Origin of the sequence: Actinoplanes sp. NPDC049548, from assembly GCF_040676695.1 — a bacterium.
Taxonomy (GTDB): Bacteria; Actinomycetota; Actinomycetes; order Mycobacteriales; family Micromonosporaceae; genus Actinoplanes.
The window spans coordinates 104,971-130,949 of the sequence record NZ_JBFAPM010000023.1; the positions used below are offsets into that span (position 1 = coordinate 104,971).

Consider the following 25,979-nt stretch of genomic DNA (forward strand, 5'->3'; position numbering starts at 1 on the left):
CGCCGACCCCATCGGACACCCCCGTGTTGCCGATGCCGGTCGGCGCGCCACAGGGGTGGCTGGCGCCGCCCGGCCCCGGGCGGTGGGCGATTCCGTCCACACCAGTTGACGACTGCCGTCCACAATAGCGAGACGCCTTCGCGTGTCAACCGAAATGCTACGGTGCCACCGCAGGAGCAACGTCCACGACAGCGAACGCAGGGAGTCACCGTGGCGGCGGAAGCGAAGGGCGGCTCGCTGGCACAGCGAATCGACCATCTGTTCAAGTCGGTCCAGCCGCACGGCCGCGAGTACAGCTACGACGAGGTGGCGCGCGGCTGCGAAGCCCTGACGGTGGGCACGTTCTCCAAGACGTACGTCTGGCAGCTGCGCACCGGCCAGCGCGACAACCCCACCAAGCGGCACCTCGAGGCGCTGGCGGCGTTCTTCGGCGTCCCCGTCGCCTACTTCTTCTCCGACGAGGTGCTCGACAGCGTCAACTCGCAGCTCGCCCTCGCCGCCGCCCTGCGCGACGCCGACGTCCGGGAGATCGCCCTGCGGGCGCTGCGCATGGACGACGCGACCCGCCGGTCCGTGGCCCGCATCGTCACCGAGATCAGCGAGATGCAGCACGGCAAGGCTCCGGACGACGGCAAAGCCTGAGCGGGCCTATGATGGCCCCTCACAGCAGCCGTCGTACGGGGGTGACATGGACCTGTCAGGAGGCGCGAGTCCTCTGCTGGAGCCCGGCGAGGCGGTCGAGCGGATGGCGGCCTGGAAGGACCGGATCGACCGGCTCGCCACCGACACGAAGGCGATGAGCGACCGCCTCGGCGAGCTACGCGTCACCGCCGCCGACGACAACCGCATGGTCGAGGTCACCGTCGACGCCCAGGGAGCGCTGGTGGACATCCACCTCGGCCGCCGCATCCAGCAGGTCGAACCCGACGTGGTGGCGCGCACCATCATGGCGACGATCCGCGCGGCCCGGCTGCGCACCGCGGACCGGGCCCAGGAGATCATCGCCGAGACGGTGGGCACCGACTCCCCGGCCGCCCGGGCGATCGCGGCCCAGGTCGGCGACCGCCTGCGCGACACCGCTCCCGGCGACCGGCCCGAGTGGTCCTGATGTCCGAAGGATTCCTCGCCGACGCCGCCCAGATCCGCCGCCACGCCGGCAACCTCGAGGAGGTTCGCGCCCGCTTCGCCGCGATCCGGGCGGCGAGCGCCCACATCGCCCAGGACGACGGGGCGTACGGGCTGCTGTGCAGCTGGCTGCCCGCGGTGCTCGAAGGACGGCACCAGCGCCAGGACAGCCTCGTCGCGTACGTGGAGGAGAACCTCGCCATCGCGGCGGACGAGCTGGCCGCGGTGGCCGGCGCGTACGAGGATGTCGACGCCGGCGCCGCCGACGCCATCCGCAAAGCCGGCAGCGCCCTCCGCGGAGATCCGCGATGAGCGACGGATCGCTGGTCGCCGACGTCGTCTCCACCCGCGAACCGTGGACCGGCGCGGCTCTGGCCGACAGCTTCCAGGGCCTGGTCAGCGCGATCGAGAGCGGAGGCTGGGTCGACGGCGCGCTCGCCGGCGGCGCTTTCGCGGTCGAGGTGGCGGCGACAGCCCTCGACCCGCTCAGCGCGCTGCTGGCGAACGGCCTCGGCTGGGCGATGGAGTACTTCGAGCCGCTGCGCTCGATGCTCGACGAGCTCACCGGCATGCCCGACGTGGTCGCGTCCCACGCGGCGACCTGGCGGAACATGGCCGCCGAGCTGAGCGACATGGCCGCCACCCTGCAGGGACACCTCAACGGCGACCTCCCCGACTGGCAGGGCCGAGCGGCCGAGGCCTACACGAACCTGATGGGCCACAACGTCGACGCGATCGGCGGCCTGGGCGCGGTCGCGGCAGCCATGGCGGCGGCGACCGAGGCCGCGGGCAACCTCGTCCAGTTCACCCGGGACATCGTCCGCGACCTGATCGCCGACCTGGTCGCCCGCGTCATCGTCTGGGCCGCCGAAGCGATCTTCGTGGTCACGATCCCCGTCATCGCCGAACAGATCGTCGCGGCGGTGGTCAAGTGGGCGGGCCGGATCCTGACGTACACCACCGCGCTGGTCACCAGCCTCACCAACCTGACCCGCCTGTTGAACGGTTGATCCTCCGACCCTGGACATCCCGACCGGGGCGCCCTGCCGGATATCTGATCTGCCTTACCGAACGCGAGGATTCCGATGTTCGATGACGAGCCATCTGCCGAGGCAACGGCACGGATCGACGAATGGGAGCAAGCATTCCAACGCCGCGCAGAGCGGGCGCAGTTGCTCGCGCGGCGTACTGAAGGGCTTGGGGCCTCCGCTCGCAGCGCTGACCACCTTGTCCAGGTCACCGTGAACGGCAATGGACAGCTCACGGATCTGCGATTGGACGAGGGCATCAGGCGCCAGTCGGCAGCCACCACGGCCGGCGCGATACTCGCGACACTGCGACGCGCCAGGGCGGATCTGCTGCGGCAGTTCGACGAGGCGACCGCCGAGACCGTCGGAGCGGACAGCGAAACTGGCCGGGCACTGATGCGGTCAATGAGGGACCGGCTCGGCTCGGTCGATGCTCCGATCGACGACCGAGGCGGACCCGGAGCGATTCTGTGAGTCAGCCGGGCGGCGAATTCCAGGTTGATGCGGCGGCTCTGGTCACGCATGCCCGTGAAGTGGACGGCATCGGCGACGGCCTCGCCACAGCGGCTGAGGCCGCCGAAACGGTCCGGACGGACACCGGGGCATACGGCCAAGTCTGCCAGCTTGTTCCCGTGATGCTGAATGGTCTGCAGCAGTTCATGGTGGACGGAATCTTGACCGCAGCCGCTTCCGCCCATGACACGGCTGACGCCCTTCGATCCGTAGCGGCAGACTACGACGAGGCCGACCGCAGCGCAGCCGAGAGATTGAAGAACTCGGTGAGGGACCGATGACCACTCCGAATCCGCTGGTCGCAGCTGACGCGGGCGGACCCGTCAGCCCTTGGGCAGGAGTGTGGATCGCCGAGGACATCGAGGCGATCATGGCCGGTGTCGAGAGCGGCAGCTGGATCGACGCCTCCATCGGCGCGGTCTCGGCCGGACTGGACGCACTCGCTTTCGTCTCCGATCCGATCGGCTCCCTGTTGCAGTACGGCGTCGCCTGGATCATCGAGCACGTCAAGCCGCTGTCGGAGGCGTTGGACTGGCTCGCCGGAGATCCCGGTCAGATCGCCGCGCATGCCCAGACCTGGCGGAATGTGGCCTCGACTCTGCAGGACCGGGCCGCCGATCTCGATCGTGCGGTGCGGTGGAACACCGCCGACTGGAGCGGCAACGCCGCCGATGCATACCGCACCTGGACAGGTCAGCAGCGGGATGCGGTGGGGGGAATGGCCGCCGCGGCTCAGACCATGGCAGCCATCACCGAAGGCGCCGGTGTGCTCATCGCCGGCGTCCGCATGATGGTGCGCGACGCGATCGCCGTGCTGGTGTCCCGGCTGATCACCTACGCCGCGGAGGAGGTCTTCTCCCTCGGGGTGGCGACCCCTCTGGTGGTCGAGCAGGTGAGCACACTGTGCGCTTCGTGGGGTGCTCGCATCGCCAAATGGCTCAGGGGTCTGGTGTCCAGTCTCATGCGCCTGAGGACGCTGACCGGCAGGATGAGCGCCGCGATCGAGGCGCTCAAGAAGCTGCTCAGCCGTCTGCGCGGTACCAAAGGGTCGGGTCGGACCAGCCCGTCCGGGAAGCCGGACCCGAGTCGCAAGCCGCGTGGCAGGCGTACCGACGCGCATCCGACGAAGAAGAAGGACCGGCCGCTACGGCGCGAGAACGAGGCGGCGGACGCGCTGTCCGAACACGGCTTCGACGTGGAGCAGAACCCGCCGCCGAAGCCGAACGGCAAGGAGCCCGACTACAAGGTCGAGGGCGAGTATTTCGATTGCTACTCCCCTAGCACCAAGAATCTCGACAACATCCGGGACGAGGTGAGCGGCAAGGTCAAGGAGGGGCAGGCAGATCGACTGGTGCTTAACCTCGACGACTGCCCCCGGTCGCTCGACGAGATCCGCGGCGTCCTCGAACGGAAGCCGGTCAACGGACTCAAGGAGATTCTCGTGGTCAAGGACGGCAAGGTTCTGCCCTTCTATCCGTTCTCCTAACGACACTATTCCGGACACTGCTAGCGAGGCCGAAGGAAGACGATGGCGACCGAGTACACCTACTACAGCGCGGCCGACCTGACCACGGAGGAGCTGCGGTCCGCGCTGACCGCCGCGCTGGGCGGGTCCCTCGCGTCGGATGGCACCGTGGTGCGGGAAGGCTTGAGCGCTTGGGCGCATCGGGTCGAACCCGGGGACGAGGCCGCAGCACCCCGCCTCTTCCGGTTTCCGCATCGCTTGACGTGCCGGTTCCGGTTCTCCGCCACCAGGCGCGAGCTGGAGGAGCACAACACGGCGCTCATGGTTGGCGCCTTCCTGGCGATCACCGACCGCACTGGCGCCGACAGCGTCCTGCTGTTCAACGGCGAGGAAGCCGTGCTTCAGAGCGTGGGCGGCGAAGCGGTCTTCGCGAGCAACTGGGAAGACTGGGACACTCTGCCGGAGGTGTCGGCGCTCAGAACCGGACGCCGCGTCGCTCAGCTCTCGCAGCCCCTGCTCTGACCCGACCGAGGAGGCTCGAAGCACTCGAAGTGTTGGACGCGGCCGCCCGGGTGCCGTAGCGGGAGTGCTATGCCCGTAATGTCCGGTACATGGCTTCTCGTTTTCGCCTGGCCGCTTCTCTGGCCGCCGCACTGCTTCTCGCCGCGTGCACGCCGGAAGGCGTACCGGAGTCCCCCGTCGCGTCCTCGCCGGCGGCCGGCGGGGATGCCCGGCCGAACATCGTGTTCGTGCTGACCGACGACCTGTCGATGAACCTCGTCCGGTACATGCCGCACGTGCGGGCGCTGCAGCGCCGGGGCACCACGTTCACGAACTACACCGTCACCGACTCGCTGTGCTGCCCGTCGCGGGCGTCGCTGTTGACCGGCAAGGTTCCGCACCGCACCGGCGTCTTCACCAACGGGGGCGTGGACGGCGGGTTCGTGATGTTCCACCGGCGGGGACACGAGAAGGACACGTTCGCCACGGACCTGCAGCGGACCGGGTATCGCACCGCGCTGTTCGGCAAGTATCTCAACCGGTATCAGCCGGCGAACACCATCGGCACCGGGCCGCCGTACGTGCCGCCGGGCTGGACCGGGTGGTACGTGGGCGGGAACGCGTACAAGCAGTTCGGCTACTCGCTGAACGAGAACCGCGTGGTCCGCCACTACGGCCACACCCCCGACGACTACCTGACCGACGTGATCAGCGCCAAGGCGTCCGCGTTCATCGAGGAGTCCGCTGCCTCCCGTACGCCCTTCCTGGTGGAGCTGGCGACGTTCGCGCCGCATTCGCCGTACACGCCGGCCCCGCGCGATGCCGGCGCCTTCCCCGGCCTGACCGCCCCGCGCGGGCCGGCTTTCGACGCGCTGCCCTCGGACGCGCCGAAGTGGCTGGTGGACCGGCGGCCGCTGACCGCGCAGGAGCGGGCCCAGATCGATGTCGTGTTCCGGAAGCGGGCGCAGGCGGTGCAGTCCGTGGACCGGATGCTGGCGTCGTTGCAGGCGACCCTCGCCCGCGCCGGCGTGGAGCGCAACACCGTCGTCGTGTTCAGCTCCGACAACGGTTTCCACACGGGCGAGTACCGCCTCAACCCCGGGAAGCAGACGGCCTTCGACACCGATGTCCGCGTGCCGCTGGTGGTGGCCGGGCCGGGTGTCGGGGCGGGGCGAACGGTCTCCGCGCCGGTGCAGAACGTCGACTTGCGACCCACGTTCGGCGAGCTGGCCGGGGTGACGGTCCCCGCCGACGTCGACGGCCGCAGCCTCACGCCACTGTTCGCCGGCCCGCGGCCTTCGGGGTGGCGCACGGCCGCGCTGATCGAGCACCACGGGCCCGACTTCGACCCCGACGACCCCGACCGTCCCCGGCCCGGCAGCGGCAACCCTCCGACGTACGCGGCTCTGCGCACCGAGACCTACACCTATGTCGAGTACGTCGACGGGTCGCGGGAGTTCTACAACCGGCGTACGGACCCGCACCAGCTGCGCAATATCGCCGACCGGTTGCCGAGGGCCCGGCGCAAGGCCCTGCACGAGGCGTTGAAGCGGCTGACCACCTGCCGCGGGGCTTCGTGCCGCATCGCCGACCAGGTCCGCGGCTGACCGTCGGGGCACCCTACGATCGCCCGATGCTGATCGAGTTCACCTTCAGCCGGGACCGGGACTACTTCCGCCCCAACCTCACCCCCGGCGCCCGGCTGAGGACGCGTCCGCTGCTCATCGGCGGCTGGTACGCCGTGACCGCCGGCGCCGCCCTCGTCGCGTTCCTGCCCGGCAGACCCGCGGCCGTCCTGCTCGGGTGCGTCGGGGTGCTCGGCGGCATCGGCCTGCTGGTCCTCAGGTCGCGCCGCATCCGCGCCTTCGTGACGGTGCCGGCCTCGTGGCTGAGCCCGCGCCGCTGGTTGGTGACGGAGGGCGGCGTCGCCTCCAGCACCCACCTGACGCGGGCCCGGTACGCCTGGTCGGCGTTCCGCACAGGCGTCGCTCTGCCCCACTGCTACCTGTTGGTGCAGGACGGGAACGTGATCGTGGACATCCCTCGGCGCCCCCTCTCCGCCGACCAGGACGCGGAGCTGGGCCGGTTCCTGGTCGTCCGGGGCATCCTCGGCCGGCGGGCGGGCCGGTGACGGCGACGCGGATCGAGGTCAGCTCGTCCGCGGCGCCGTGGGCCGGCGGGCCGGCAACTCCGTCCCGGCGGTCGCTGGCCGGCCTCACGGCTGCCGTGACCGCCGCGGCCGCGGCCACGTGGGCGGTGGGTGTACCGGCTGTGGTCATCGGCGGCGCCTGCGCCCTCCTGGTCATCGCTCTCTGGCGCTCGTACTCCGCGGCAGGCCGGCTGGACCGGCCCGGTCCGGAGGAAGAGGCCGAGCGCCACTGGGTGATCACCGACGAGGAGGTCCAGGTCTCCCGGACGCATTCGGTCACGACGTGGCGGTGGCCCGCCGTCGTCCGGGTCGACGTCCTCCCTGGCCACTATCTGCTGCACCCGGAGCGGGGGCGGCCCCTCGACGTCCCGCGGGAGCCGCTCACCGACGCTCAGGATGCCGGGCTGCGGGCGATCCTAGCCTTATGGAATCTTCATTCCAAGTGAAGGTGATGCATGTCTTTTGGAATTGACATTCCAATGCTTTGATCGCAGGGTGGAATGCACATTCCAACTTGACGGAAGGGCTGTCATGGCTTCGTTGCACGGCAAGACCGCGCTGGTCACCGGCTCCACCAGCGGCATCGGCCGCGCGATCGGCGACCTCCTCGCCCAGCGCGGCGCGCACGTCATCGTGTCCGGTCGCGACAGCGCCCGGGGAGAGGCGGCGGTGCAGCAGATCCGCGCCGCGGGAGGCAAAGCCGACTTCGTCCCGGCCGACCTGGCCGCGGCCGGTGACGCCGCCCGGCTGGGCCGCGACGCCCTGGGGGTCACGGGGCGCATCGACGTTCTGGTCAACAACGCGGGCATCTTCCCGTTCCACCCGACCGCCGGCACCACCGAGGAGGTGTTCGACCGCGTCTACGCCGTGAACGTCAGGGCCCCGCTGATGCTCTTCGCGCAGCTCGTGCCGCAGATGGTCGGCAACGGCGGTGGAAGTGTGGTCAACGTGAGCTCGGTGATCTCGCTCAAGGGCGTGCCCGGCGCGACCGCGTACACCTCCAGCAAGGCGGCCCTGAACAACCTCACCCAGGTGTGGACCGCGGAGTACGCCCCCAGCAACGTGCGGGTCAACGCCGTCGGGCCCGGCATCGTCGAGACCGAAGGCTCGCAGAACGCCCTCGGCGACGACAAGTCGGCGTTCGTCGCGCTGACGCCGGCCGGCCGGATCGGTCGGCCCCGGGAGGTGGCCGAGGCGGTCGCGTTCCTGGCGTCCGACGAGGCGTCCTACGTGTACGGCGCATACCTCGCCGTCGACGGCGGCGCCTCGACCAGGTAGCGGACGCCGGTCAGGCGGCGAAGGTCTCGATGTAGCCGATCGCCGCGTCGGTGGCGGCCTTGAAAGGCGCCGGGGTGCGCCGCACCTGGGCCAGGAGCAGGCCGCCCTGGATGGCGGCGAGCATGGCCGCGGCCAGCTCCTCGACGTCAGCCTCGGGCCGGAGGATGCCGTTGTCGCGCATCCGGCGCAGCCCGTCGCGGATCGGGCGCTCCCAGCGTTCGAAGGCCGCCACCAGGTCGGCCCGCATCGTCTCGTCGGTCTCCGCCAGCTCGCTGGCCAGCGACCCGATCTCGCACCCGCCCGCGCAGGAACGCGACTCCTGGGCGGCGACCGCGGCGGCGGCCCAGGCCCGGAGTGCCCCGAAGCTGTCGAGATGGTCGAGCAGCGGTCGCTGCACCTCGAGCGTGTTCTCGATCTGGTGCTCGATCACGGCGCGGACCAGGTCGTTCTTGTCCGCGAAGTAGTGGTAGACCTGCGAGGCGCTGACCTTGGCCGCCTGCTGCACCTCGGGGATGGTGGTGCCGGCGACACCCTTGCGGAACATGAGGCCGGCCGCCGCGCCGACGATCCGGTCCCGGGTCCGCTTGCCGGCCGCGGTGAGCCGGGGGCCGGCCGTCGTCCCGGCGCTCTCCGTCGTGGTCACGACACCGACAATATCCCGCTAGGGTGACCCCATGCTGAGATTGATGATCGTCACTGCGTTGCTCGCGTCCGGGCCGGTGGCCGGTCCGCCCGCCGACCGCGTCACCATCGACAAGGTGAAGGTCAACGGCACCGGCTGCCGCTCCGACACGGTGGCGGTCGGGATCTCGCTCGACAAGACGGCGTTCACCGTCATCTACAGCGACTACCTCGCCCAGGCCGGCGTCGGCAGCAAGAACAAGGACGAGCGCCGCACGTGCAGCATCACCGTGCGGCTCACCGTCCCGGCCGGCGTCTCGTACGCCGTCTCCTCGGTCGACTACCGCGGCTTCGCCCACCTCGAACCGGGCGGCTCCGCGACGCTGTCCGGGCGCTACCACTTCCAGGGCTCGGGCGCGCCGTCGTACAGCGTGCATCCGTTCGGCAGCGGGCTCGACGACGACTGGCTGGTGACCGACGCCGTGGGCAGCGGCCCCGTCTACAGCCCGTGCGGCAAGGACAGCAAGGTGGACATCGACACCGAGCTGCGCGCCGTGGCCGACCGGGCCGACGCGCCCACCAGCTACATCACCATGGACGCGACCGACAGTGCGGTGCTGAGTACGTACCATCTCACCTATCGCACCTGCTGACTCACAGGTCGCGCCGGCCGAACGCGACGGCCGTCAGGCCGAGCACCAGCGCGATCCACACCGCGGTCCAGACCAGGTACGCGGCGGTGAGCGGCGCCATGCTCAGGAACGGCGACTCCTCGATGCCGGAACCGACCTGCAGCAGCAACGCCGGGTCCTGGAACGAGTTCATCGCGCCGTGCCACAGCCCGTCGGTCGGCAGCAGCATCCGCGACACCGTCCCGACCCGGGCCACGCCGGCGTTGCCCAGCGCCTCCCCGACCGAGCCCACCACCCCCGCGATCCAGGTAGCGCCGAAGAGGCCGACCGCGACGATGCCCGACGCCATCGGCGAGATCGCGGTGGACAGCAGCAGTCCCAGCGTGAGCAGCACGACCGTCTGGGCGGCGAGGAGGACCAGGCCGGTCAGCGGGCGCGGCGGCCAGTAGCCGATGGTGGCCCGGACGATGCCGAACTGCGCGAGCCCGGCCACCACCACGAACCCGCTGCCGAAGACGACCAGGCCCAGCCACTTGCCGATCAGGACGGCCGGGCGGCGGACCGGGCGGGCGAGGACGGCCAGCGCGATCCCGGACTCGATCTCGCCCGCCACGGTGGGACCGGCGAGGAACGCCGTGCCGAGCGCCGCGATCAGGCTCAGCCCGAACATCACCAGGTTGAGCACGGTCGAGCCGGCCATCCGCGCCTCGCCGGAGGTGAAGCCGCCGAACTCCGCGTCGAGCCGGGCGAAACCCCAGGCGCTGAGCACGAGCAGCACGACCGTCAGGACCGCGAGCGAGCGCAGCACCCGGCGGCGGGCCGCCTCCTGCAGGGTGAGGGCGGCGATGGTCAGCACGGTACGGGCGGTCATCGGTGCTCCTCCTCGGAACCGGTACGCAGGATGTCGAGGAGCCGTTCCTCCAGGCTGATCCGGGTGGGCTCGACCGCGTGGACGCGGACGCCCAGGCCGACCAGGTCGGCCACGAGGTCCGGCACGGTGGCGGGATCCGGGTCGGCCGGCAGCGCCACCGTGTACGCGGTCCCGCTGCGGGTCAGCCGTCCCGTGGCGGCCAGCCGCGCCTGCGCCCGCGCGTCCACGTCGTCGAGCCGCAGTCTCAGCTCCCGGCTGCCGAGCAGCTCGGCGAGCGTGCCTGAGGCGGCCACCCGGCCCTTGTCGAGGATGATCACGCGGTCGCAGACCCGCTCCACCTCACCGATCAGGTGTGAGTTGAGCAGCACGGCGACCCCCCGCTCCCGCAGTGCCAGCAGCAGGTCCCGGACGTCGGCGCGGCCGAGCGGGTCCAGCGCGCTCGTCGGCTCGTCGAGCACGACCAGCTCCGGGCGGGCCACCAGCGCCACCGCCAGGCCGAGGCGCTGCTGCATGCCCTTGGAGAAGCCACCCACGCGGTCCCCGGCGCGGTCGGCGAGGCCCACGCTTGCCAGGCATTCGCGCTGCTCCGGTACGGGCACAGCCGCGCCGGACAGCCGTACGTGCAACGCCAGCACCTCAGCGGCGGTGAGCCACGGCTGATAGCGGAACAGCTCGGGTAGGTAGCCGGCGCGCGCCCGGGCCCGCGGGTCCCCGGCGGGACGGCCGAGCAGGAGCACCTCGCCGGCGTCCGGCCGCACCAGGCCCAGCAGTATCTTGATGACGCTGGTCTTGCCGGCCCCGTTCGGTCCGAGCAGGCCCACCACCTCCCCGCGGCCGACCGTGAACGAGACGCCGTCGACCGCCGTCCGCCGCCGGTACCGCTTGCGCAGGCCCGAGCACCACACCGCCGGGGCCGGCGGCAGGTCGGCGAGCAGCTGCCGGGCCGCCGCGAGGTCGGGCGCGCTCACCGGTCCCACCGCAACCCGCGAGCGACCGTCAGCACCTCGTCGGGGCTCAGCGAGCCGGCGACCGCGGTGATGACGCCGTCGTCGACCCAGACCACGGCGGCCATCAGCCCGTTCCGGGCGGCGAGCACGGTCGCCGAGGTGCCGTTGACGTCGGCGGCGGAGGTCGTCATCTCCTCGGCCGACGTGAACAGCGGCAGGGTCGACCCGTCGGCGGAGAACGCGCGCAGCTGCGACGCGACGTTCTCGGGCAGGATCGGCAGGGACAGCAGGTAGTCCCGCGCCGTCTCGAACGGCACGCCCGAGGAGAACGCCTTGGGCGCGATCACCCGGCCGACGACCATGGCCGGCACCGGGCGGCCCTGCTGCCAGACGGCGGCGACTCCCGGCCCGGCGGTCAACCGGAACCGGCTGCCGTCGAGGCCGGGCGGGGGCGGCGGCAGCGTCTTGCCGGCCGCGGCGGCGGACTGCGCGGCCTTCTCCGCCGAGTACGTGAACACCGCGTTGGCCCGGCCTGCGACCCGGTACTCGGGTTCGCCCGTCACTCCCCCGGGCAGTTCGGTGATCCGGGGCAGGGTCAGGCCGGAAGCCTGCTCCGCGGCGGCCACCCCGGCGACCGCCCGTACGCTGACCTTCTCCGTCACCTGGAGGTCCCCGAAGTCGGACAGGTCCGGCAGCTTGACGAGGTCGGCCTCGGGGGCGATGACTGGGGCGATCCGCTCGGCGCGGAAGATCGGCAGCCAGTCGGCGGCGGCCGCGGCGCCGGCCCCGGCGAGGAGCGCGACGACCCCCACGACGGCGACGACCGGGCTCCGCAAGGCCGTGTGCCAGCGCCGCGCCGGGGCCGGGGTACGCACCTTCGCGCTGCCCTCGGCGGTCATCTCGCGCGCCAGCCGGGCCCAGCCCGCCTCCACGTCCGTGGCCGGATCGCCGCCCAGCGCCGCGCCGGTCAGCACCGCGTCGTCGCGGGCAGCCGCCAGAGCGGTCAGGCACACCCGGCAGTCCGCCACGTGCTCGCGGTCGGCCTGCGCGACGCCGGCCGGTTCGTCCACGAGCCGGCGCAGCGTGCCGTCAGTCGGATGACGCATGACGGTTCAACTCCTTGCGTAGAGCGGACTCGGCGCGGCGCACGATCGTGCCCACGCTGCCGGCGGACAGGTCGAGGGCGGCTGCCACCTCGGCGTAGCTCAGGCCGCTGTGCCGCAGCACGAGAGCGACGGCCTGCCTGCGGGGCAGCCGCGCCAGCGCCGCCCGCACGCGTCGGCGCTCCTCGAGCGTCACGACCGCGTCGGCCACGTCCGCGGCGACGGTGTCGTGCTCGCGGGCGTACTCCTCGCGGGCGGCCCGCCGCCGGCCGGACCGCAGATGGTTCAGCGCGGTGTGCGCCGCGGCGACGGACAGCCAGCCGATCGCCTCCCCGGCCGGCACGGAGGAACGCCCGAAGGACAGGAAGACCTCCTGGGCCACGTCCTCGGCCTCGTCGCGGGACCCGAGCACCCGGGCGGCGACCCCGACGACCCGGGGATAGGCCGAGCGGAAGACCGTCTCCAGGTCGGAGCGGACGCCTCCTGGCCCCGGGAGCGTCGTCACGGCACCGCCGTCCTTCCGTTCGGCCCGCCCGGCAGGATCGTCCGCGGGCAGCACCGCTACCGGTGGGGACCCGCAACGGCCCGCGGGCTCGACATCTTCCTCCATACCCTCAGAGCACCGCCGCCGCCGGGAATGTGACACCCAGGTTCTACGCGAAGAGGGCGAACCGGCTGCGGGTCCGGCCCCCGATCGTCGTGAACGCGCCGCCGGAACCGATCCGGGCGCGGGCCGGGTCCGCCGTGAGCACGTGCACCCCCACCCTGCCGTTGGCGCGCGGGTTCCAGCCGGTCAGCCGCCCGTTGCCGTCCAGGGCCGCGAGCTTGACCCGCGACGCGTACCCGGCCGGGCAGCCGAGCTGCGCGATCGTGCTGGTCGAGCGGCACGCGCGGTCGAAGTGGCCGCCCACGTACGTGACGCCCCGCAGCACCGCCAGGTTGTGCACGTCGCCGTCGAAGAGGTGGGTCCAGCGGACGGCGCCGGACGTGGTGTATCCGACCGCCCGGCCACCCGGGCCGCCGGAAGCCGCCGAGATGCCGGTCGGCGAGACGGCCACGTCCAGGACGGGGGCGGGCGCCTTGGGCCGGAACGCCCGGACCGGCACCCCGCTCGCGGAGGTCAGCGCGACCAGCCGGGCCTGCGGCACGCCGCCGGCCCGGTGGAAGTCGCCGCCGGCATAGACACGGGTACGGGTGACAGCGAGCGCCCGGACGGCACCGTCGGTGGACGCGCGGAACCCCCGGTCGAGCGCGCCGGTGCCGTGCGAGAAGGCGGCAATGTTGCGCCGGGCCACGCCGTCGACGGCGGTGAACGCGCCACCCACGTAGATCCTCCCGTTGCCGACGGCGAGGGTGGCCACTGATCCGGAGACGCGGTGCGAGAAGGGGGCGACGCGGCCGGTGACCGCGTCCAGACGGGCGAGCGCGTCGCGGCGCGCGCCGCCGATCTCGTCGAAGTCGCCCGCCGCGTACACCGCCGGGCGGCCGGTCACGGTGACGGCCAGCGAGCGTACGGTCCCGGTCGCGGTGGGATTCCAGGGCAGGACCGCTCCGGTACGGGCACTGAACGCGGCCAGCCGCTTGCGCTGGTACGTCCGGCCCCGGAACGTCACCTCCGTGAACGAGCCGCCGGCGTAGACGACGTCGCCGCGGAAGGCCAGCGACCAGACGGTCGAGTTGAAGGCCGGCGCCGCGGCGGGAGCGGCCCGGACGACCGGCGTGGTCACGGCGAGGGCGACGGCGGGCACGGCGACGGCGGGCACGGCGAGCGTGCAGGTCAGGGCGAGGATCGCGGGAATCAGGCGCACATGTTGATCAACTCGCCGGCGGGGCGGAAGGTTGCGCGGTCAGGGCACCGGCGCGCCCGCCCGGCGCTTCCTGCGGTACATGGCGCGGTCGGCGCGGGCGGCCAGCGCCTCGATGTCGTCGCCGGTCTCCCCGACCGCCCAGCCCACGCTCGCCCCGATCCGGTGCAGGCCGGTCGCGCCGTGGATCGGCTCGGCGAGAGCCGCGCGCAGCCGCTCCGCGGTGTCGTCGATCGTGGCGTCCAGGCCGGTCCCGGTGAGCACCGCCACGAACTCGTCGCCACCGGTACGCGCGATGACCTCGTACCCGGGAAGGTGGTGCCGCAGCCGCTCGGCGATCACCCGCAGCACCTCGTCGCCCGCCTCGTGCCCGGCGGCGTCGTTGACCTTCTTGAAGTCGTCCAGGTCCACGACCAGGACGCCGACCTGCCGGCCGGGCTGCCGCCGGATCCCGTCCGACCGGGTCTTCAGCAGGGTGCGGTTGGCCAGGCCGGTCAGGCAGTCGTGGGTGGCGGCGTAGTGCGCCTCGGCACGGCTGCGCTCCAGCTCCGAGTGCAGCCGGGCGTGCTGGATCGCGATCGCGGCGTGCTCGGCGAACAGCCCGAGGATCTCGAGCTGCTCGCCGCCGGGCTTGCGCAGGCCCTCCGGCAGGTCGACGCTGAGCACCCCCACCCACTCCCCCGACGGCGCCATGAGCGGCGCGAAGAGGCAGTCCATCGGATGCCACATCTGCGGGTCGTCGGTCTCCGGAATGTCCGGGACCCAGGTGTAGAGATCCTCCGGGACCCCGGTGCGGTGGTCGACGAAGTACAGGTTGCCCCAGCGCTCGGACCGGCGGAACAGATCCGCCCAGGTCGCCGCCGACCCCCGGTAACCGAGCAGCTCCCGGCGCAGGTCGTCGCTGCCCGCCACGGCCACGGCGGTGTAGTCACCGTTGGGCTCGGCCAGGTTGACGCAGGCCAGCCCGAACCCGGCGACCTCCACGACACCGCACGCCACGGCGTCGAGGGTCCGGGTCAGGTCGAGGCTGCCGTGCACGCGCTTGGTCACGGCGTGCAGGGCCCGCAGCGCCTGCAGCTGAGTGTCCGAACCCGCCATTCGGCGACCTCCCTCGACCGCGTCCTGATCAACCGACGGTAGACCATCCACTCACGAGTCGTGGACCCCCTCACCGCCGCGGCCGCCGGCGTAGCAGGATCGAGACATGACAATCGCTCACGACGTGGCCGGCGACGGATACCCCGTCGTCCTCGTGCACTCCACCGTCTGCGACCGCCGCATGTGGGACCCCCAGGTGCCCGCCCTCAGCGACGCAGGCCACCTCGTCGTCCGCTGCGACCTGCGCGGCTATGGTGAGACGCCGGCACCGGACCGCCCGTACGACAACGCCCGCGACGTCCTCGACCTGCTGGACCTGCTCGCCGTGGAGAAGGTGGCCCTCGTCGGCTCCTCCGGCGGCGGCCGGGTCGCCCTCGAGCTCGCCGCCCGCTGGCCTCACCGGGTACGCGCCCTCGCCCTGCTCTGCACCGCGCTCGCCGGCCACGAACCGAGCGACGAGCTGCGCAGCTTCGGCGAGCGCGAGGACGCCCTGCTCGAGGCGGGCGACATCGACCGCGCCACCGACCTGAACGTCACGACGTGGCTGGGCCCGTACGCCGACGACGCGACCCGGGCCAAGGTCCGGCAGATGCAACGCCACGCCTTCGAGGTCCAGCTCGCCGCGACCGAGGAGCAGCCGCCGATCCGCGTCGACACCGACCCGGCCCGCATCACCGCCACGAGCCTCGTCGTCTCGGGTGCCCACGACATGAGCGACTTCCGCACCATCGCGACCTACCTGGCGGGCACCGTCCCGGCCGCCCGACACGTGGAACTCGACTGGGCGGGCCACCTGCCCAGCCTCGAACGCCCGGACGTGGTCAACACACTGCTGACCGACTTCCTGTCAGCCCCGGGAGAATGAGCGAGACCATGCCCTTCGAGGTAGACGCGTGCGTCACGTTCCGGGCCCGCCAGGGTCTCCCGTCACCGGTCCGGGCGGCCGCCGGCCAGGATCGGCTCGCGCCGGGCGCGGATGTCGAGGTGGTGCTGCGGGCGGGCGTCGCCTTCGACGACGACGACCTCACCGAACGCGGCTGGTTCTTCGACACCGACGCGTTGTCCGCCCGGCTGGCGGCATGGGCGCAGCTGCTCGCCGACGGCCCCTGGACGACACGGTTCCCGTTCCGGCCGACGTTCGAGCTGGTCGCCCGCCACGTGTACGGTCAGCTCGCGCCGGAGGTGCCGGGTCTGGCCTTCGTGGAGCTCGAGGACCGCACGTACGGAAGCCGTATCCGCTATTCGCCGATGCCCTGGAGCATCTCCGGGGTGAAGTGAACGGCGACCTGGCCGTCCGTCAGGGTCAGGCCGCCCTCTTCGAGGATCACTCTCTGCTGCGCGTCGTCCATCCACGGATTGCCGACGGAATGGTGGCCATCGCGGCCCTTCACGTACACCTGGTAGTCGTCGACGGGAGCGAGAAGCAGCCAGTCGGCGCGTTCCACGTGCCGGAAGCAGTAGTCGGTGCCACCTTTGACCGCTTGGCACTGCGCGAGCGTCACCTTGGTGCCGAGCGCCACCTTCGGCGAGATCGATCGGGCCGCCGACACGAGAGCGAGCAGAACCAGCGCGACGACCGCCACCGTCCAGCCGATGCGGCGCGGCCTCGTTGAGTCCATGGCTCACACCGTAGGGACAAACGACAATCACGTGGGTTCAACCGGGTCTCATGGACTACCGGCGGTGCACTTTTTCGCTTGAGTCCGCGATGATGCCGCCGTGCGTCACCGGACAACTACGTCGCGGGCGCGCACTGGAGGCCGGGCTCCCGGACGACCAGAGTGCTGAGGATGCTGACCAGACATGCCGATCCCGCCACGGTCGGAAGGACCCAGCAGTCTCCGCCAGAGCTCCTGCTGCGAAGCCTCCCGGCCGAGCAGAGAGAAGTCCTCGTCGCGACGTACTTCTGCGGCCGGACGACGCGGGACGCGGCGCGAGTGCTCGGCCTCACCCCGGCCGCGGTCAACGCGCTGCTCTACCAGGCGATGCACGAGATGTCCCGCATGGTCGCCGCGGACGGGCCACGCCGGGCGTTCAGGGCCAGGGTCGGTTAGGGTCAGGCCGAGACCCGCGCCACCGACGACGAGGGAATGCGATGCCCCGGACCGACGACGACGTCGCTCTCCATGCGGCGCTGGACCCGCTGGTCCTCGCGCTGGACATCGGGTCCACCGCCACCCGCGGCGGCGTGCACGACGCGTCCGGCCGACGGGTACGCGGCCTGCAGCACAAGGTGCCGCACGCCTTCACGGTGGCGCCCGACGGCACCTCCGTCATCGACCCGGTTCAGGTGACCGCGGAGGTCGAGCAGGTTCTCGACGCGCTCACCGGCGATCCCCGGCTGGGGACCCGCGTCACGGGCGTCGCCATGGACACCTTCGCCGCCTCCCTGATCGCGGTCGACGCGGCCGGCCGAGCGCTCACCCCGTGCCTGACCTACGCCGACTCCCGCAGCGCCGAAGCGGTCACGGCTCTCCGCCAGGAGCTGGACGAGCACGTGGTGCAGCAGCGCACCGGCACCCGCCTGCACACGAGCTACCACGCCCCGCGCCTGCGCTGGCTCGCGGGCGCGCAGCCCCGTGTGGTCGCCGAGGCGGCGGCCTGGTGGTCCTTGGGTGAGTACATCCTGGCCCAGCTCGTCGGGCACCCGCTCGCCGGGACGTCCACGGTGGCGTGGACCGGCCTGCTCGACCGTCACACCGGCGAGCTCGACGCCGAGCTGCTCGCCGCCGCGGGCATCGGCCCGGAGCAGCTCTCCCCGCCGCGCGACATGACACAGCCGGCAGCACCGGCGGCCCCCGTACGCTGGCGCGCCCTCGCCCGGGCCACCTGGTTCCCCGTCATCACCGACGGCTTCGCCAGCAACATCGGATCCGGGGCGACCGACGCCACGGTGCTCACCGCGGCGACAGCCACCAGCGGTGCGCTGCGGGTGCTCCTCGACGGCCCCGCGGATCCCCTGCCGTTCGGGCTGTGGAACTACCGGGTCGGCGACGGACGCACGCTGCTCGGCGGCGCCATCAACGACGTCGGCCGCGCCGTCAGCTGGGCGCAGAGCACGTTACGCCTCAGCCCGGCGCTCGCCGCCGCCCTGACCGCGCCGCCGAGTGCCGCCACGCCGCTCGTGCTGCCGTACCTCACCGGTGAACGCGCGCCCGGCTGGGTCGGCGGAGCACGAGCCGTGTTCGGCGGGGTGTCGGCGGCCACGGACGCCGACGCCCTGTTCCGCGGGATCGTCGAGGGCGTCGCCATGACGTACGCGCGGGTCGCCGACGAGCTGCACCCGGCGGCCCCCGGGATCCTGGAGGTCGCGGCGGCCGGCCGGGTCAGCAACGACCAGCCGGAATGGCTGCAGGTTCTCGCGGACGTGCTCGGCCGACCCGTCACGCACGTGACCCGGCGGCGCGCCACGCAGCGCGGCACGGCACTGCTCGCCCTCGACGTGCTGGCCCCGGACGTCGAGCGCGCACCCCGGACCACGGGGGCGACGTACGAGCCCCGGCCGGCGCACGTCGAGCACTACGCGGAACGGCGCGCGCAGTTCGCCAAGGTGTACGACCTGCTCGTGCGCGGCTCCTGATTCCGCCCGTACGCCGGAAGCGTGACGGTCCGCAGCGGGACCACCGGCCGCGGGCCGGCCGTGAGACCGTTCGGGGAAGCCGCCCCCGACGAGCAGGAGATCCGATGGTCACGGTCCCGGCCGGCAGCACGCTGCTGCTGCGGTGCCCGGGCGAGCAGCCGCTCGCGCTGATCGCGATGGCCGAGGTGAGCGCGGCTTTCGTGGCCGAGCTGCCGCCCATCCCGGTGCTCGGCCCGGACGGCCCGGGCAGCCGTCGCTTCGGCATCCTCGAGCTCGTCAGCAGCGCCGGCGTCACCTGGGTCGAGGCGGAACTGCGCGACGGCGTCGTCACCCTCGCCGGCGAACCACCCACCGACGTGGTCCAGCGACGCGGTGCCGCGCGGCGCCCCGGCACGTACGCCGCGACGGGAACCGCCCAGCTCGACTCCGAACCGGGCCGCCGGCTGGTAGCGGTGTCCGGTCAGGTCGAGGACGTGTCCACCAGCGGTCTCCTGCTGCGCGCCGCGCCCGCCGACGGTGTCCACCTGCCGCCCGGCATCGTGCGGACGCTGCTGCACATCAGCATGCCGTGGGGCGACATGGCGACGACGGTCACGACGGTCGACCAGCGCGCCGACCAGCTGCGAGGAACGTACGAGTGGATGGGCCCGGCCGACGAGGCGGCCCTGCGGGAGTTCTGCTCGGCCCGCTGACTAGGGCGTGGCCTCGCGCTGGATCTGCTCGAACTGGGCGGCCATCGCCGCGGCCAGCGCCTGCGCGGCGGACAACGGACGGACCATGACCGTGAACTCGTCGATAAGGCCGTCCTCGTCCAGGTGCAGAAAGTCGCAGCCCTCGACGGCGACATCACCGATCCGCGCCTCGAACACCAGCGCGTGGTCGCGGCCGCCGTCGCCACTCAGCTCACGGACGTACCGGAAGTCCTCGAACACCCGCAGCACGCCGCGCAGGATCGCCGCGGTGATGGGCTTGCCCGGATAGGGCTTGAACGCCACCGGACTGTGGAACACCACGTCGTCGGCCAGGGTCGCCGCAATGGCGTCGGGATCGCGGGCCTCCACTGCGGTGCGAAAGTCGATCACGGCACCAGCGTACCGGTGACTCGAGGGCGCAGGCTCCGCGCCAGGACCGGGATCATCACCGCCGCGGCGACCAGCTGCAGCCCGATCAGGGCGGCGATGGTGCTGGTGGCCGCCCCGGACAGGACGGGCGGGATCATCGACAACACGGTCAGCGTCACTGCCGTCGCCACGAACCGTTCGGCGGGGCGGGCGCTCCAGCGAAGCAGGGCGGCGGCGATGCCGATGCCGACGACCGAGAAGAAGGCGGTCACCACGGCGAACCCGGCAAGCGGGATCGTCTCGCCGCCGTCGGGAATCTCGAAGTCGACGCCGCCGGCCCGGGTGAGCGCGGCGACCAGGGTGGTGGCCACCATGGCGAGGAGCGCGGCAAGGAAACCGGGGCCGAATCGTTTCATGTCGTTTTCTCCATGTCTCGGGTGATGATGCGCACCTGGGCCGTGCGGCGGCCCGGGTTGCGCAGGGCCCGCACGCCGGTGCCGCGGAGCCAGAAGCCGGCGTGGCGTCCGAGGACGGGGCCGGGCCCGCCGTCGCGCAGCTCCAGCTGCACGCGCCCTCGGACGACGACGGCGAACGCGTCGTACCACTGCGCCGGAAGCACCGCGACCCGCCCGCCGCCGCGCAGCGTGAGCGTCCACACCGGAACTACTCCGTGCCGTCCGCCTGCAGACGCTCCGGCAGCCCGAGCCGCGGGAACTGGTCGTCGTGGAACGTGACGATCTCGGTGATCGCCCCGCCGGCCACGCGCAGGACGTCGATGGTCAGCGGCAGGTACGCGCCCTCCGGCTCCCGCCAGAGGTAGAAGGCGACGGCGGGCTGCCGGTTCACGGAGGTCCGGACGGCGCGCAGGGGCCCCATGCCCTCGAAGCCACCCTCGACCCAGCCCTTCAGCACCGTGTCGCGGCCGACGTACAGACCCGGCGTGGGCGGCATGGAGAACCGGACGTCGTCCCGCAGCAGAGCGGCGATCGCGCCGACGTCCGTGGCCACGCTGGCGTCGGTGTAGCGGCGCACCAGCTCGCGCGTCCCGGCGTCCTCGTCGCCGCCGGTCCAGTCCTGCCGCTCCGCAGGCAGGTGCTCCCGCATGCCGGCGCGGGCCCGCTGCAGCGCGCTGTTCACGGAGTTGACCGAGTCCCCGAGCAGCTCCGCGACCTCCTTCGCCGGCCAGCCGAGCACATCCCGCAGGATCAGCACGGCCCGCGGCCGCGGCGCAAGGTGCTGCACCGCCACCAGATACGCCAGCTCGATCGTCTCCCGCGCGACCGCGACGCTCTCCGGCTCGTCCGCGTCACCCGCGGGCAGCTCGTCGAGCAGCCGGTCGGGATACGGCTGCAGCCACAGCACCTCACCGCCGGTCGCGGGCTCGGGGCGCCGCTTGGCGAGCAGGTCCAGGCAGGCATTGGTGGCGATCCGGTACAGCCAGGCCCGGAACGTCGACCGCCCCTGGAAGGTCCCTCGCCGCCGCCAGGCCCGCAGGAAGGTCTCCTGCACGGTGTCCTCGGCATCCTCGAACGAACCGAGCATCCGGTAGCAGTGCACGTGCAGCTCCCGCCGGTGCCGCTCCGCCAGCCCGGAGAACGCCGGCTCGTCGACCTCGCCCAGACCGCTCACGCCCAGCTCCTCCAGCCGCGTGTCCGCACTCATCAGATCATCCCTCCGCCTCGTCGTATCGCGTCGTAGGTATGACGGGCACGGGCGCGACAACTCATCACTTTGCGGCGGGCGCGTACCTTTCCGTCGTGGCACGGGCTTGTATCAGAAGGATCGTCGTCGACGACATCGCCTACCGATGGACCGTCGGCTAGGTCGATGCCGGCCACGTCAGGGTCAAGGTCTGGGGCGAGGGGCCCGAGCCCGGCGGTGCGCTGGAGGTCCTGGCGGCCTTCGACGACCCGTGGCTGAACTTCGGCGAGATCATCACCGCAACCGCCGGCGGGGCGGCCGAGGTGTTCGAGCTGAGGCCGGTAGCCCCGGCCCTGGTCGCGAAGATCGTCCGGCAGGCGCTCGACGCGGGGTGGCGAACCCATCACCGCGGAACGATGAAGCTTCGCCTGACCCCCGACCGGAACCAGCTGCACTTCTGAGCACGCGGTGCCGTGGTGGCGGCGAAATACAGTGTGCGCGTCTTGGCGGACAGGAGGGAGTGACACGTGGCGACGTCTCGATCACAAAACCCGGGGCTGCTGGGGGTGTATGCCATCCTCCTCGCGGTCGGTGGTGGTTTGTTGATCGCCGACTTGTCGAGTGCGGACCGGGACTGGTGGGACGTCGCCTTCCACCTGTTGATGGTCACCGGTTGGTCCGGCGCCCTCGTCCAGGAAATGAGGCTGCCGAAGGCGGGGCCTGTCAGCTGACAGGCCGATCCGTGGCCAGTCGTCGTCGTGGCCTTCGACTCACACACGACGGTCCGGCCACGGAGCAGCCAGAGGTGAAGAACGGTGCCGCGACTGCCGCGAGTACGTTCGCAGCATCAAGCCGCAGATGACCCCCTCGATGCCAACGGCGAGCGGCTGCAGGGGCTTCGACCAACCGCCGGAACAGCTCCTTTGACAGCACGGCGCAGCGTTCGACGTTTGCGCTTTCCACTCCTCCCAGAGATCGACTTGCGGCGGGCGGGCCGCGCCGCATCCACCAGGCCCGTCGATCACGTTCCATGACAAAGCTCGGTGAGCCATCAAATGACAGCAGGTCCTCGTGAGCGCGCGCTTGGGCCGCGGTCAGGTCCGGACCGCGTTGCCGGAGCCGCTCAGAAGAGCTCATCAGTCAGCGAGGACGCGTGGCCGTCCTTGTTCGCGAAGATGACGGCGTGGAACCTGCCACCGCCGGGATGCTCACCCGACGACGTTGACGAACGTGCAGTCTCCTGAAAGCGCCCGATCTCGTGGTCTCGTCGCTGTTTTCGTCACGCCGGAAAGGCTCGTCGTCCAGTCCGGCGTGGATCGTTTCTGGATATGAAATATCCGCGGTCATCCTGGATGGGTCCAACAGGCAGCTGGGACAATAGGAGAATGACGCAGCTCGCATTGTTCCCCACGAAGAATGTGCGAGACCGGGCGATGCGTCGCAATTATTCGCCGGCGGCTGAGGAGTTCCGGCGCGAGCATGAGCGGCACCGGTCGTGGGGCTTGGTGCAACGTCATTCTCGGCGCTTGCGCCGGGGGCGCGAGGGCGCGGGTCAGTCCTCGGCCCCGCATCCCAGCCCCGACCCCCGCCCCGATGCCCTTTGCCCTGGTGATCCCCGGCCCGGTGGTCCCCGCCCTGGCGATCCCCGCCTCGGTGACCTCCAGCCCGGGGCGCCGTCCAGGCTGACGGATGCGGCTGGCACACCTGATCGACCCAAGCATCCGCACAGCCCAGCACAGGACGACGGGCTGGGGCGAGGCACCCAGAACGGCAGGGTGCAGAGCAACAGCGCGGATGTTCACCGGTCCGCGGCGGTGACCACGCAGCAGACGCGCGCGGACGGCCCGCCGCTTCCCACCAGGAGCCACGGCCGCGAATCCTGCCGGGCATTCCCTGCGTCCGGAGAGCCGAGCGGCCGCGAACCTCGGCGTACCTCTGATCGTCACGAACGGGCGCGGTCGAAGCCTGCACACCGTTTCTCTGCGCCCACATACTGTGGCGCAAATACATCCTCGACCGTTGCCGCACCGAACCAGCAAGGTAGCCGCCTTTCACCCTCAAGAGGCCAACGAGGCTATCTCCGTAAACTGTTGATCGGCCCACTCATTGTGTATTCACGAATGGCGATAGTGACAGGTCGCCGAAATATGCGGCCATCCAAGCCGGCGTCAGGCGTCCCGCAGGACCGACCCGATGCGGCGGGCTGCTTCCTGGAGGCGGTCGGGTGGGTGGGCCGCGTACCCGATCACCAGGCCGGGCGGCCCTGGTGCCTGCCGGTGCCACGACAGCGGCTGGACCCGTACCCCCGCCGCCGCGATGCGGTCGGCCAGGACAGTGTCGTCGGTGTCGCCCGGCAGCGTGATCAGGACGTGCAGGCCGGCCGCGACGCCTTCCACGCGAGCCGCCGGGGCGTGGTCGCGCAGCGCCGCGACCAGCGCGTCCCGGTGGCGGCGCTGGCGGCGGCGGACCGTGCGCAGGTGGCGGTCGTGGTCGCCGGTGGCGAGGAGGTGGGCCAGGATGAGCTGGGGCAGGGCGGGGTTGCCGAGGTCGCTGGCGTGCTTCGCGGTGACCAGATCGGCGTGCAGGTGGCGGGGCGGGATGAGCCAGCCCAGCCGCATGCCGGGGGCGAGAGACTTCGAGACGCTGCCGCAGTAGGCGATGCGTTCCGGGGCCGAGGCCTGCAGCGCGGCGACCGGCGCCTGGTCGTAGCGGTGTTCGGCGTCGTAGTCGTCCTCGATGATGAGGCCGGGCCGGTCGAGCAGGGCGACGCGCCGGCGGGGGCTCAGGACCACTCCGGTCGGGAACTGGTGCGCCGGGGTCAGCAGGACCGCTTCCACGCCCGTCCCGTTCAGGTGCGCCACGTTCAGACCTTGACCGTCCACGGGTACGGGCACAGCACGCACACCCCAGTGGCGCAGTTCGTCGCGGGAACCGCGGGAGCCGGGGTCCTCCACGCCCCAGGCGTCGATGCCGCGTGCTCGGGTGGTCTGGCAGAGCAGGGCCAGTGCCTGGGCCACTCCGCTGACGACGATGATGTCGTCGGCGGCCGCCCGGACGCCGCGGGTGCGGGCGAGCCAGGTGGCGAGCTCGGTCCGGAGGCGGGGGTTGCCGCGCGGGTCGCCGTACCCGAGGTCGGCGCTGGTCGCTTCGGTCAGGACCGTTCTCTCCGCGCGCAACCAGGCGGCGCGGGGGAAGGCCGAGAGGTCCGGGACGCCGGGTGAGAGGTCGAGCTCGATGTCGGGCGACGGCTGTTGCGGGAGGCGCAGGCCGGCGGGCCCGTGGCGGGCCGGGCCGGCGCGGGGTGCGGGCGGCCGGGCGGTGACCCGGGTGCCCGCGCCGGTGCGGCCGGTGAGCAGGCCTTCGTCGATGAGTCTCTGGTACGCCTCCACGACCACGCCGCGGGACATGCCGAGCTCCGCGGCGAGGACCCGGGTGGCGGGCATGCGGGTGCCGGCGGGCAGGTGCCGGGACACGACGGCGGCGCGGAGCTGGTCTGCGAGCCACGCTGTGCGGCCCTTGGCCGGCGGCGCGCCGAGGAAGTCGATTTGGTCCTCCCGCCTGGCGAAGAATTGGTCCTTCCAGTGGACCATAGCGCTCCGCAGCATGGTGGTCATGACCCGTCTCGTCGCGCTCGTCACCGGTTCCACCGCCATGGCCTTCGTCGGTGGCAGTGTCGCGGTCTCCGCCCTGCTTGCCGGCGCTCCGCTGTTCACCACGCAGGCCCTGCGGTACGCCGTCGCCTGCCTGTTGCTCCTGGGGTTCGCCCGGCTCCGGCGGATCGCCCTGGTCCGCCCGCGCGGCGTGGAGTGGTGGTGGCTCGCCGGCATCGCCGCCAGCGGGCTCGTGCTGTTCAACGTGGCGCTGGTGGAGGGTGCCCGGCACGCCGAGCCCGCCGTCCTGGGTGTGGCGGTGGCGTCCGTGCCGACCCTGCTGGCGCTGGCCGGGCCGCTGCTGGAGGGGCGCGGGCCCAGCCGTGCCGTGCTGACCGCCGCAGTGGTGGTGACCCTGGGGGCTGTGATGGTGCAGGGGCTCGGGCGTACCGATGGGATCGGGGTCGCCTGGGCCGCGGTCGCCTTCGCCTGCGAGGCGGCGTTCACCCTGCTCGCCGTTCCGGTGCTCGGACGGCACGGCCCGGTGGGCGTGTCCGTGCACAGCACGTGGCCGGCCGCCGTCATGCTCGCCGTGCTGGGAGTCCTGCACGAGGGGCCGGGCGCCGCCGGCACGCTGCGGGCCATCGACCTGGCCGCGGCCGGTTATCTGGCGGTCATGGTCACGGCGGTGGCGTTCGTCCTCTGGTACGGCAGCGTGACGCGCCTGGGTGCCGGCACCGCCGGGCTGCTCACCGGCATCGCTCCCGTTTCCGCAGCGGTGACCGGCATGGCGCTGGGCGGGCCGGCGCCCCGGATGCTGGTCTGGGCGGGAGTCGCGACCGTGGCGGCCGGACTCGCGCTGGGCCTGCGGAAAGAGCACGAAAAAGGCCGCCCCTCGCAAGGGGCGGCCTCCGGTGCTTCGGGGATCAGCCGAGCAGCGTCGGGATCTTCTCGAACAGCTGCGTCGTGTA

The 25,979-nt window shown here is 72.1% G+C and carries 34 protein-coding genes; 20 read left to right on the forward strand and 14 right to left on the reverse strand.

The window, feature by feature from the left end:
• The first annotated feature begins 210 nt into the window (after window positions 1-210).
• The 12 genes from AB0J80_RS32885 (at window position 211) to AB0J80_RS32940 (ending at window position 8,059) form a co-directional block, all read left to right on the forward strand.
• Entirely contained in the window at window positions 211-642 is a 432-nt protein-coding gene (locus tag AB0J80_RS32885) for a helix-turn-helix domain-containing protein (protein WP_364712900.1), read from the forward strand.
• Window positions 643-688: 46 nt separating this feature from the next.
• Window positions 689-1,108, forward strand: coding sequence for a YbaB/EbfC family nucleoid-associated protein (locus AB0J80_RS32890; protein ID WP_364712903.1), 420 nt, complete (start codon window positions 689-691; stop codon window positions 1,106-1,108).
• On the forward strand, window positions 1,108-1,437 hold the full coding sequence (locus tag AB0J80_RS32895; RefSeq protein WP_364712905.1) for a hypothetical protein: 330 nt from the start codon (window positions 1,108-1,110) through the stop codon (window positions 1,435-1,437). The genes AB0J80_RS32890 and AB0J80_RS32895 overlap by 1 nt, the downstream gene beginning before the upstream one ends.
• Window positions 1,434-2,135, forward strand: coding sequence for a hypothetical protein (locus tag AB0J80_RS32900; RefSeq protein ID WP_364712907.1), 702 nt, complete (start codon window positions 1,434-1,436; stop codon window positions 2,133-2,135). Before AB0J80_RS32895 ends, AB0J80_RS32900 begins: the two co-directional genes overlap by 4 nt.
• Window positions 2,136-2,210: 75 nt before the next feature.
• Complete coding sequence (locus AB0J80_RS32905; RefSeq protein ID WP_364712909.1) at window positions 2,211-2,627, forward strand: YbaB/EbfC family nucleoid-associated protein; 417 nt, start codon at window positions 2,211-2,213, stop codon at window positions 2,625-2,627.
• Window positions 2,624-2,947: a type VII secretion target gene (locus tag AB0J80_RS32910; RefSeq protein WP_364712911.1), complete on the forward strand. Its 324-nt coding sequence runs from the start codon at window positions 2,624-2,626 to the stop codon at window positions 2,945-2,947. The genes AB0J80_RS32905 and AB0J80_RS32910 overlap by 4 nt, the downstream gene beginning before the upstream one ends.
• Before the next feature lie 59 nt (window positions 2,948-3,006).
• Window positions 3,007-4,152, forward strand: coding sequence for a hypothetical protein (locus AB0J80_RS32915; protein WP_364712914.1), 1,146 nt, complete (start codon window positions 3,007-3,009; stop codon window positions 4,150-4,152).
• 42 nt (window positions 4,153-4,194) lie between these two features.
• Window positions 4,195-4,653: a SitI3 family protein gene (locus AB0J80_RS32920; protein WP_364712916.1), complete on the forward strand. Its 459-nt coding sequence runs from the start codon at window positions 4,195-4,197 to the stop codon at window positions 4,651-4,653.
• Window positions 4,654-4,742: 89 nt separating this feature from the next.
• Window positions 4,743-6,239: a sulfatase gene (locus AB0J80_RS32925; RefSeq protein ID WP_364712919.1), complete on the forward strand. Its 1,497-nt coding sequence runs from the start codon at window positions 4,743-4,745 to the stop codon at window positions 6,237-6,239.
• 26 nt (window positions 6,240-6,265) lie between these two features.
• On the forward strand, window positions 6,266-6,763 hold the full coding sequence (locus tag AB0J80_RS32930; protein WP_364712920.1) for a YcxB family protein: 498 nt from the start codon (window positions 6,266-6,268) through the stop codon (window positions 6,761-6,763).
• Window positions 6,760-7,227 (forward strand): YcxB family protein, encoded by a 468-nt coding sequence (locus AB0J80_RS32935; protein WP_364712922.1) that lies wholly within the window; start codon window positions 6,760-6,762, stop codon window positions 7,225-7,227. The genes AB0J80_RS32930 and AB0J80_RS32935 overlap by 4 nt, the downstream gene beginning before the upstream one ends.
• Window positions 7,228-7,312: 85 nt before the next feature.
• Window positions 7,313-8,059 carry a glucose 1-dehydrogenase gene (locus tag AB0J80_RS32940; RefSeq protein ID WP_364712924.1) on the forward strand — a complete coding sequence of 249 codons (747 nt, stop codon included), beginning with the start codon at window positions 7,313-7,315 and terminating at the stop codon, window positions 8,057-8,059.
• A gap of 10 nt (window positions 8,060-8,069) precedes the next feature.
• Here AB0J80_RS32940 and AB0J80_RS32945 read toward each other — a convergent pair whose 3' ends face one another.
• Window positions 8,070-8,702: a TetR/AcrR family transcriptional regulator gene (locus tag AB0J80_RS32945; protein ID WP_364712927.1), complete on the reverse strand. Its 633-nt coding sequence runs from the start codon at window positions 8,700-8,702 to the stop codon at window positions 8,070-8,072.
• 31 nt (window positions 8,703-8,733) lie between these two features.
• Here AB0J80_RS32945 and AB0J80_RS32950 point away from each other — a divergent pair, with 31 nt between their 5' ends.
• Complete coding sequence (locus tag AB0J80_RS32950) at window positions 8,734-9,333, forward strand: DUF4360 domain-containing protein (protein ID WP_364712929.1); 600 nt, start codon at window positions 8,734-8,736, stop codon at window positions 9,331-9,333.
• 1 nt (window position 9,334) lies between these two features.
• Here AB0J80_RS32950 and AB0J80_RS32955 read toward each other — a convergent pair whose 3' ends face one another.
• The 6 genes from AB0J80_RS32955 to AB0J80_RS32980 form a co-directional block, all read right to left on the reverse strand.
• Entirely contained in the window at window positions 9,335-10,183 is an 849-nt protein-coding gene (locus tag AB0J80_RS32955; protein ID WP_364712931.1) for an ABC transporter permease subunit, read from the reverse strand.
• The gene (locus tag AB0J80_RS32960; protein ID WP_364712933.1) at window positions 10,180-11,151 is read right to left on the reverse strand and encodes an ABC transporter ATP-binding protein; all 972 of its coding nucleotides are present in this window, start codon (window positions 11,149-11,151) and stop codon (window positions 10,180-10,182) included. Before AB0J80_RS32960 ends, AB0J80_RS32955 begins: the two co-directional genes overlap by 4 nt.
• Window positions 11,148-12,236: a hypothetical protein gene (locus AB0J80_RS32965; RefSeq protein WP_364712936.1), complete on the reverse strand. Its 1,089-nt coding sequence runs from the start codon at window positions 12,234-12,236 to the stop codon at window positions 11,148-11,150. The genes AB0J80_RS32960 and AB0J80_RS32965 overlap by 4 nt, the downstream gene beginning before the upstream one ends.
• Window positions 12,220-12,738, reverse strand: a complete 519-nt coding sequence (locus tag AB0J80_RS32970) for a sigma-70 family RNA polymerase sigma factor (RefSeq protein WP_364712939.1) — start codon at window positions 12,736-12,738, stop codon at window positions 12,220-12,222. Before AB0J80_RS32970 ends, AB0J80_RS32965 begins: the two co-directional genes overlap by 17 nt.
• A 148-nt stretch (window positions 12,739-12,886) precedes the next feature.
• Entirely contained in the window at window positions 12,887-14,041 is a 1,155-nt protein-coding gene (locus AB0J80_RS32975) for a hypothetical protein (RefSeq protein ID WP_364712941.1), read from the reverse strand.
• A gap of 39 nt (window positions 14,042-14,080) precedes the next feature.
• Entirely contained in the window at window positions 14,081-15,136 is a 1,056-nt protein-coding gene (locus AB0J80_RS32980) for a sensor domain-containing diguanylate cyclase (RefSeq protein ID WP_364712942.1), read from the reverse strand.
• Between the two features lie 106 nt (window positions 15,137-15,242).
• On the opposite strand from AB0J80_RS32980, the gene AB0J80_RS32985 reads away from it, so the two are divergent.
• Complete coding sequence (locus AB0J80_RS32985; RefSeq protein WP_364712944.1) at window positions 15,243-16,001, forward strand: alpha/beta hydrolase; 759 nt, start codon at window positions 15,243-15,245, stop codon at window positions 15,999-16,001.
• 8 nt (window positions 16,002-16,009) lie between these two features.
• Window positions 16,010-16,414 (forward strand): hypothetical protein, encoded by a 405-nt coding sequence (locus AB0J80_RS32990; RefSeq protein WP_364712947.1) that lies wholly within the window; start codon window positions 16,010-16,012, stop codon window positions 16,412-16,414.
• Here the strand turns inward: AB0J80_RS32990 and AB0J80_RS32995 are convergent.
• The gene (locus tag AB0J80_RS32995; RefSeq protein ID WP_364712950.1) at window positions 16,375-16,755 is read right to left on the reverse strand and encodes a hypothetical protein; all 381 of its coding nucleotides are present in this window, start codon (window positions 16,753-16,755) and stop codon (window positions 16,375-16,377) included. The two genes, AB0J80_RS32990 and AB0J80_RS32995, sit on opposite strands and share 40 nt — an antisense overlap.
• A gap of 171 nt (window positions 16,756-16,926) precedes the next feature.
• Between AB0J80_RS32995 and AB0J80_RS33000 the strand changes: the two genes are divergently transcribed.
• From AB0J80_RS33000 to AB0J80_RS33010, 3 genes are all read left to right on the forward strand, one after another.
• Window positions 16,927-17,190 carry a sigma-70 region 4 domain-containing protein gene (locus AB0J80_RS33000; protein ID WP_364712953.1) on the forward strand — a complete coding sequence of 88 codons (264 nt, stop codon included), beginning with the start codon at window positions 16,927-16,929 and terminating at the stop codon, window positions 17,188-17,190.
• A gap of 41 nt (window positions 17,191-17,231) precedes the next feature.
• Window positions 17,232-18,716 carry a gluconokinase gene (locus tag AB0J80_RS33005; protein ID WP_364712956.1) on the forward strand — a complete coding sequence of 495 codons (1,485 nt, stop codon included), beginning with the start codon at window positions 17,232-17,234 and terminating at the stop codon, window positions 18,714-18,716.
• Window positions 18,717-18,820: 104 nt separating this feature from the next.
• On the forward strand, window positions 18,821-19,408 hold the full coding sequence (locus AB0J80_RS33010) for a hypothetical protein (RefSeq protein ID WP_364712958.1): 588 nt from the start codon (window positions 18,821-18,823) through the stop codon (window positions 19,406-19,408).
• On the opposite strand, the gene AB0J80_RS33015 is transcribed toward AB0J80_RS33010, so the two are convergent.
• Genes AB0J80_RS33015 through AB0J80_RS33035 form a run of 5 tightly spaced genes read right to left on the reverse strand, consistent with a single transcriptional unit; the run spans window position 19,409 to window position 21,825 of the window.
• Window positions 19,409-19,798, reverse strand: coding sequence for a nuclear transport factor 2 family protein (locus tag AB0J80_RS33015; RefSeq protein ID WP_364712961.1), 390 nt, complete (start codon window positions 19,796-19,798; stop codon window positions 19,409-19,411).
• Window positions 19,795-20,193 carry a DUF6069 family protein gene (locus AB0J80_RS33020; RefSeq protein ID WP_364712964.1) on the reverse strand — a complete coding sequence of 133 codons (399 nt, stop codon included), beginning with the start codon at window positions 20,191-20,193 and terminating at the stop codon, window positions 19,795-19,797. The genes AB0J80_RS33015 and AB0J80_RS33020 overlap by 4 nt, the downstream gene beginning before the upstream one ends.
• A complete protein-coding gene (locus AB0J80_RS33025; RefSeq protein WP_364712966.1) occupies window positions 20,190-20,435 on the reverse strand; it encodes a hypothetical protein in 246 nt (81 codons plus the stop codon). The genes AB0J80_RS33020 and AB0J80_RS33025 overlap by 4 nt, the downstream gene beginning before the upstream one ends.
• A gap of 5 nt (window positions 20,436-20,440) precedes the next feature.
• Window positions 20,441-21,439: an RNA polymerase subunit sigma-70 gene (locus AB0J80_RS33030; protein ID WP_364712969.1), complete on the reverse strand. Its 999-nt coding sequence runs from the start codon at window positions 21,437-21,439 to the stop codon at window positions 20,441-20,443.
• Window positions 21,439-21,825, reverse strand: a complete 387-nt coding sequence (locus AB0J80_RS33035; protein ID WP_364712972.1) for a hypothetical protein — start codon at window positions 21,823-21,825, stop codon at window positions 21,439-21,441. The genes AB0J80_RS33030 and AB0J80_RS33035 overlap by 1 nt, the downstream gene beginning before the upstream one ends.
• Window positions 21,826-21,945: 120 nt before the next feature.
• Between AB0J80_RS33035 and AB0J80_RS33040 the strand changes: the two genes are divergently transcribed.
• Window positions 21,946-22,149 carry a hypothetical protein gene (locus AB0J80_RS33040; RefSeq protein WP_364712974.1) on the forward strand — a complete coding sequence of 68 codons (204 nt, stop codon included), beginning with the start codon at window positions 21,946-21,948 and terminating at the stop codon, window positions 22,147-22,149.
• A 1,437-nt stretch (window positions 22,150-23,586) separates the two neighbouring features.
• Here AB0J80_RS33040 and AB0J80_RS33045 read toward each other — a convergent pair.
• Window positions 23,587-25,032 carry a PLP-dependent aminotransferase family protein gene (locus AB0J80_RS33045; RefSeq protein ID WP_364712976.1) on the reverse strand — a complete coding sequence of 482 codons (1,446 nt, stop codon included), beginning with the start codon at window positions 25,030-25,032 and terminating at the stop codon, window positions 23,587-23,589.
• On the opposite strand from AB0J80_RS33045, the gene AB0J80_RS33050 reads away from it, so the two are divergent.
• A partial coding sequence (locus tag AB0J80_RS33050; protein ID WP_364712978.1) for a DMT family transporter occupies window positions 25,031-25,979 on the forward strand: 949 nt, incomplete at its 3' end. The genes AB0J80_RS33045 and AB0J80_RS33050 overlap by 2 nt on opposite strands.

Bases quoted from the DNA above. Each gene is read 5' to 3' on its own strand.
- AB0J80_RS32890 (WP_364712903.1), top strand. From the start codon at position 689: ATGGACCTGTCAGGAGGCGCGAGTCCTCTGCTGGAGCCCGGCGAGGCG.
- AB0J80_RS32895 (WP_364712905.1), top strand. From the start codon at position 1,108: ATGTCCGAAGGATTCCTCGCCGACGCCGCCCAGATCCGCCGCCACGCC.
- AB0J80_RS32900 (WP_364712907.1), top strand. From the start codon at position 1,434: ATGAGCGACGGATCGCTGGTCGCCGACGTCGTCTCCACCCGCGAACCG.
- AB0J80_RS32905 (WP_364712909.1), top strand. From the start codon at position 2,211: ATGTTCGATGACGAGCCATCTGCCGAGGCAACGGCACGGATCGACGAA.
- AB0J80_RS32920 (WP_364712916.1), top strand. From the start codon at position 4,195: ATGGCGACCGAGTACACCTACTACAGCGCGGCCGACCTGACCACGGAG.
- AB0J80_RS32925 (WP_364712919.1), top strand. From the start codon at position 4,743: ATGGCTTCTCGTTTTCGCCTGGCCGCTTCTCTGGCCGCCGCACTGCTT.
- AB0J80_RS32930 (WP_364712920.1), top strand. From the start codon at position 6,266: ATGCTGATCGAGTTCACCTTCAGCCGGGACCGGGACTACTTCCGCCCC.
- AB0J80_RS32940 (WP_364712924.1), top strand. From the start codon at position 7,313: ATGGCTTCGTTGCACGGCAAGACCGCGCTGGTCACCGGCTCCACCAGC.
- AB0J80_RS32950 (WP_364712929.1), top strand. From the start codon at position 8,734: ATGCTGAGATTGATGATCGTCACTGCGTTGCTCGCGTCCGGGCCGGTG.
- AB0J80_RS32955 (WP_364712931.1), bottom strand. From the start codon at position 10,183: ATGACCGCCCGTACCGTGCTGACCATCGCCGCCCTCACCCTGCAGGAG.
- AB0J80_RS32965 (WP_364712936.1), bottom strand. From the start codon at position 12,236: ATGCGTCATCCGACTGACGGCACGCTGCGCCGGCTCGTGGACGAACCG.
- AB0J80_RS32980 (WP_364712942.1), bottom strand. From the start codon at position 15,136: ATGGCGGGTTCGGACACTCAGCTGCAGGCGCTGCGGGCCCTGCACGCC.
- AB0J80_RS32985 (WP_364712944.1), top strand. From the start codon at position 15,243: ATGACAATCGCTCACGACGTGGCCGGCGACGGATACCCCGTCGTCCTC.
- AB0J80_RS32990 (WP_364712947.1), top strand. From the start codon at position 16,010: ATGCCCTTCGAGGTAGACGCGTGCGTCACGTTCCGGGCCCGCCAGGGT.
- AB0J80_RS32995 (WP_364712950.1), bottom strand. From the start codon at position 16,755: ATGGACTCAACGAGGCCGCGCCGCATCGGCTGGACGGTGGCGGTCGTC.
- AB0J80_RS33000 (WP_364712953.1), top strand. From the start codon at position 16,927: ATGCTGACCAGACATGCCGATCCCGCCACGGTCGGAAGGACCCAGCAG.
- AB0J80_RS33005 (WP_364712956.1), top strand. From the start codon at position 17,232: ATGCCCCGGACCGACGACGACGTCGCTCTCCATGCGGCGCTGGACCCG.
- AB0J80_RS33010 (WP_364712958.1), top strand. From the start codon at position 18,821: ATGGTCACGGTCCCGGCCGGCAGCACGCTGCTGCTGCGGTGCCCGGGC.
- AB0J80_RS33020 (WP_364712964.1), bottom strand. From the start codon at position 20,193: ATGAAACGATTCGGCCCCGGTTTCCTTGCCGCGCTCCTCGCCATGGTG.
- AB0J80_RS33030 (WP_364712969.1), bottom strand. From the start codon at position 21,439: ATGAGTGCGGACACGCGGCTGGAGGAGCTGGGCGTGAGCGGTCTGGGC.
- AB0J80_RS33045 (WP_364712976.1), bottom strand. From the start codon at position 25,032: ATGACCACCATGCTGCGGAGCGCTATGGTCCACTGGAAGGACCAATTC.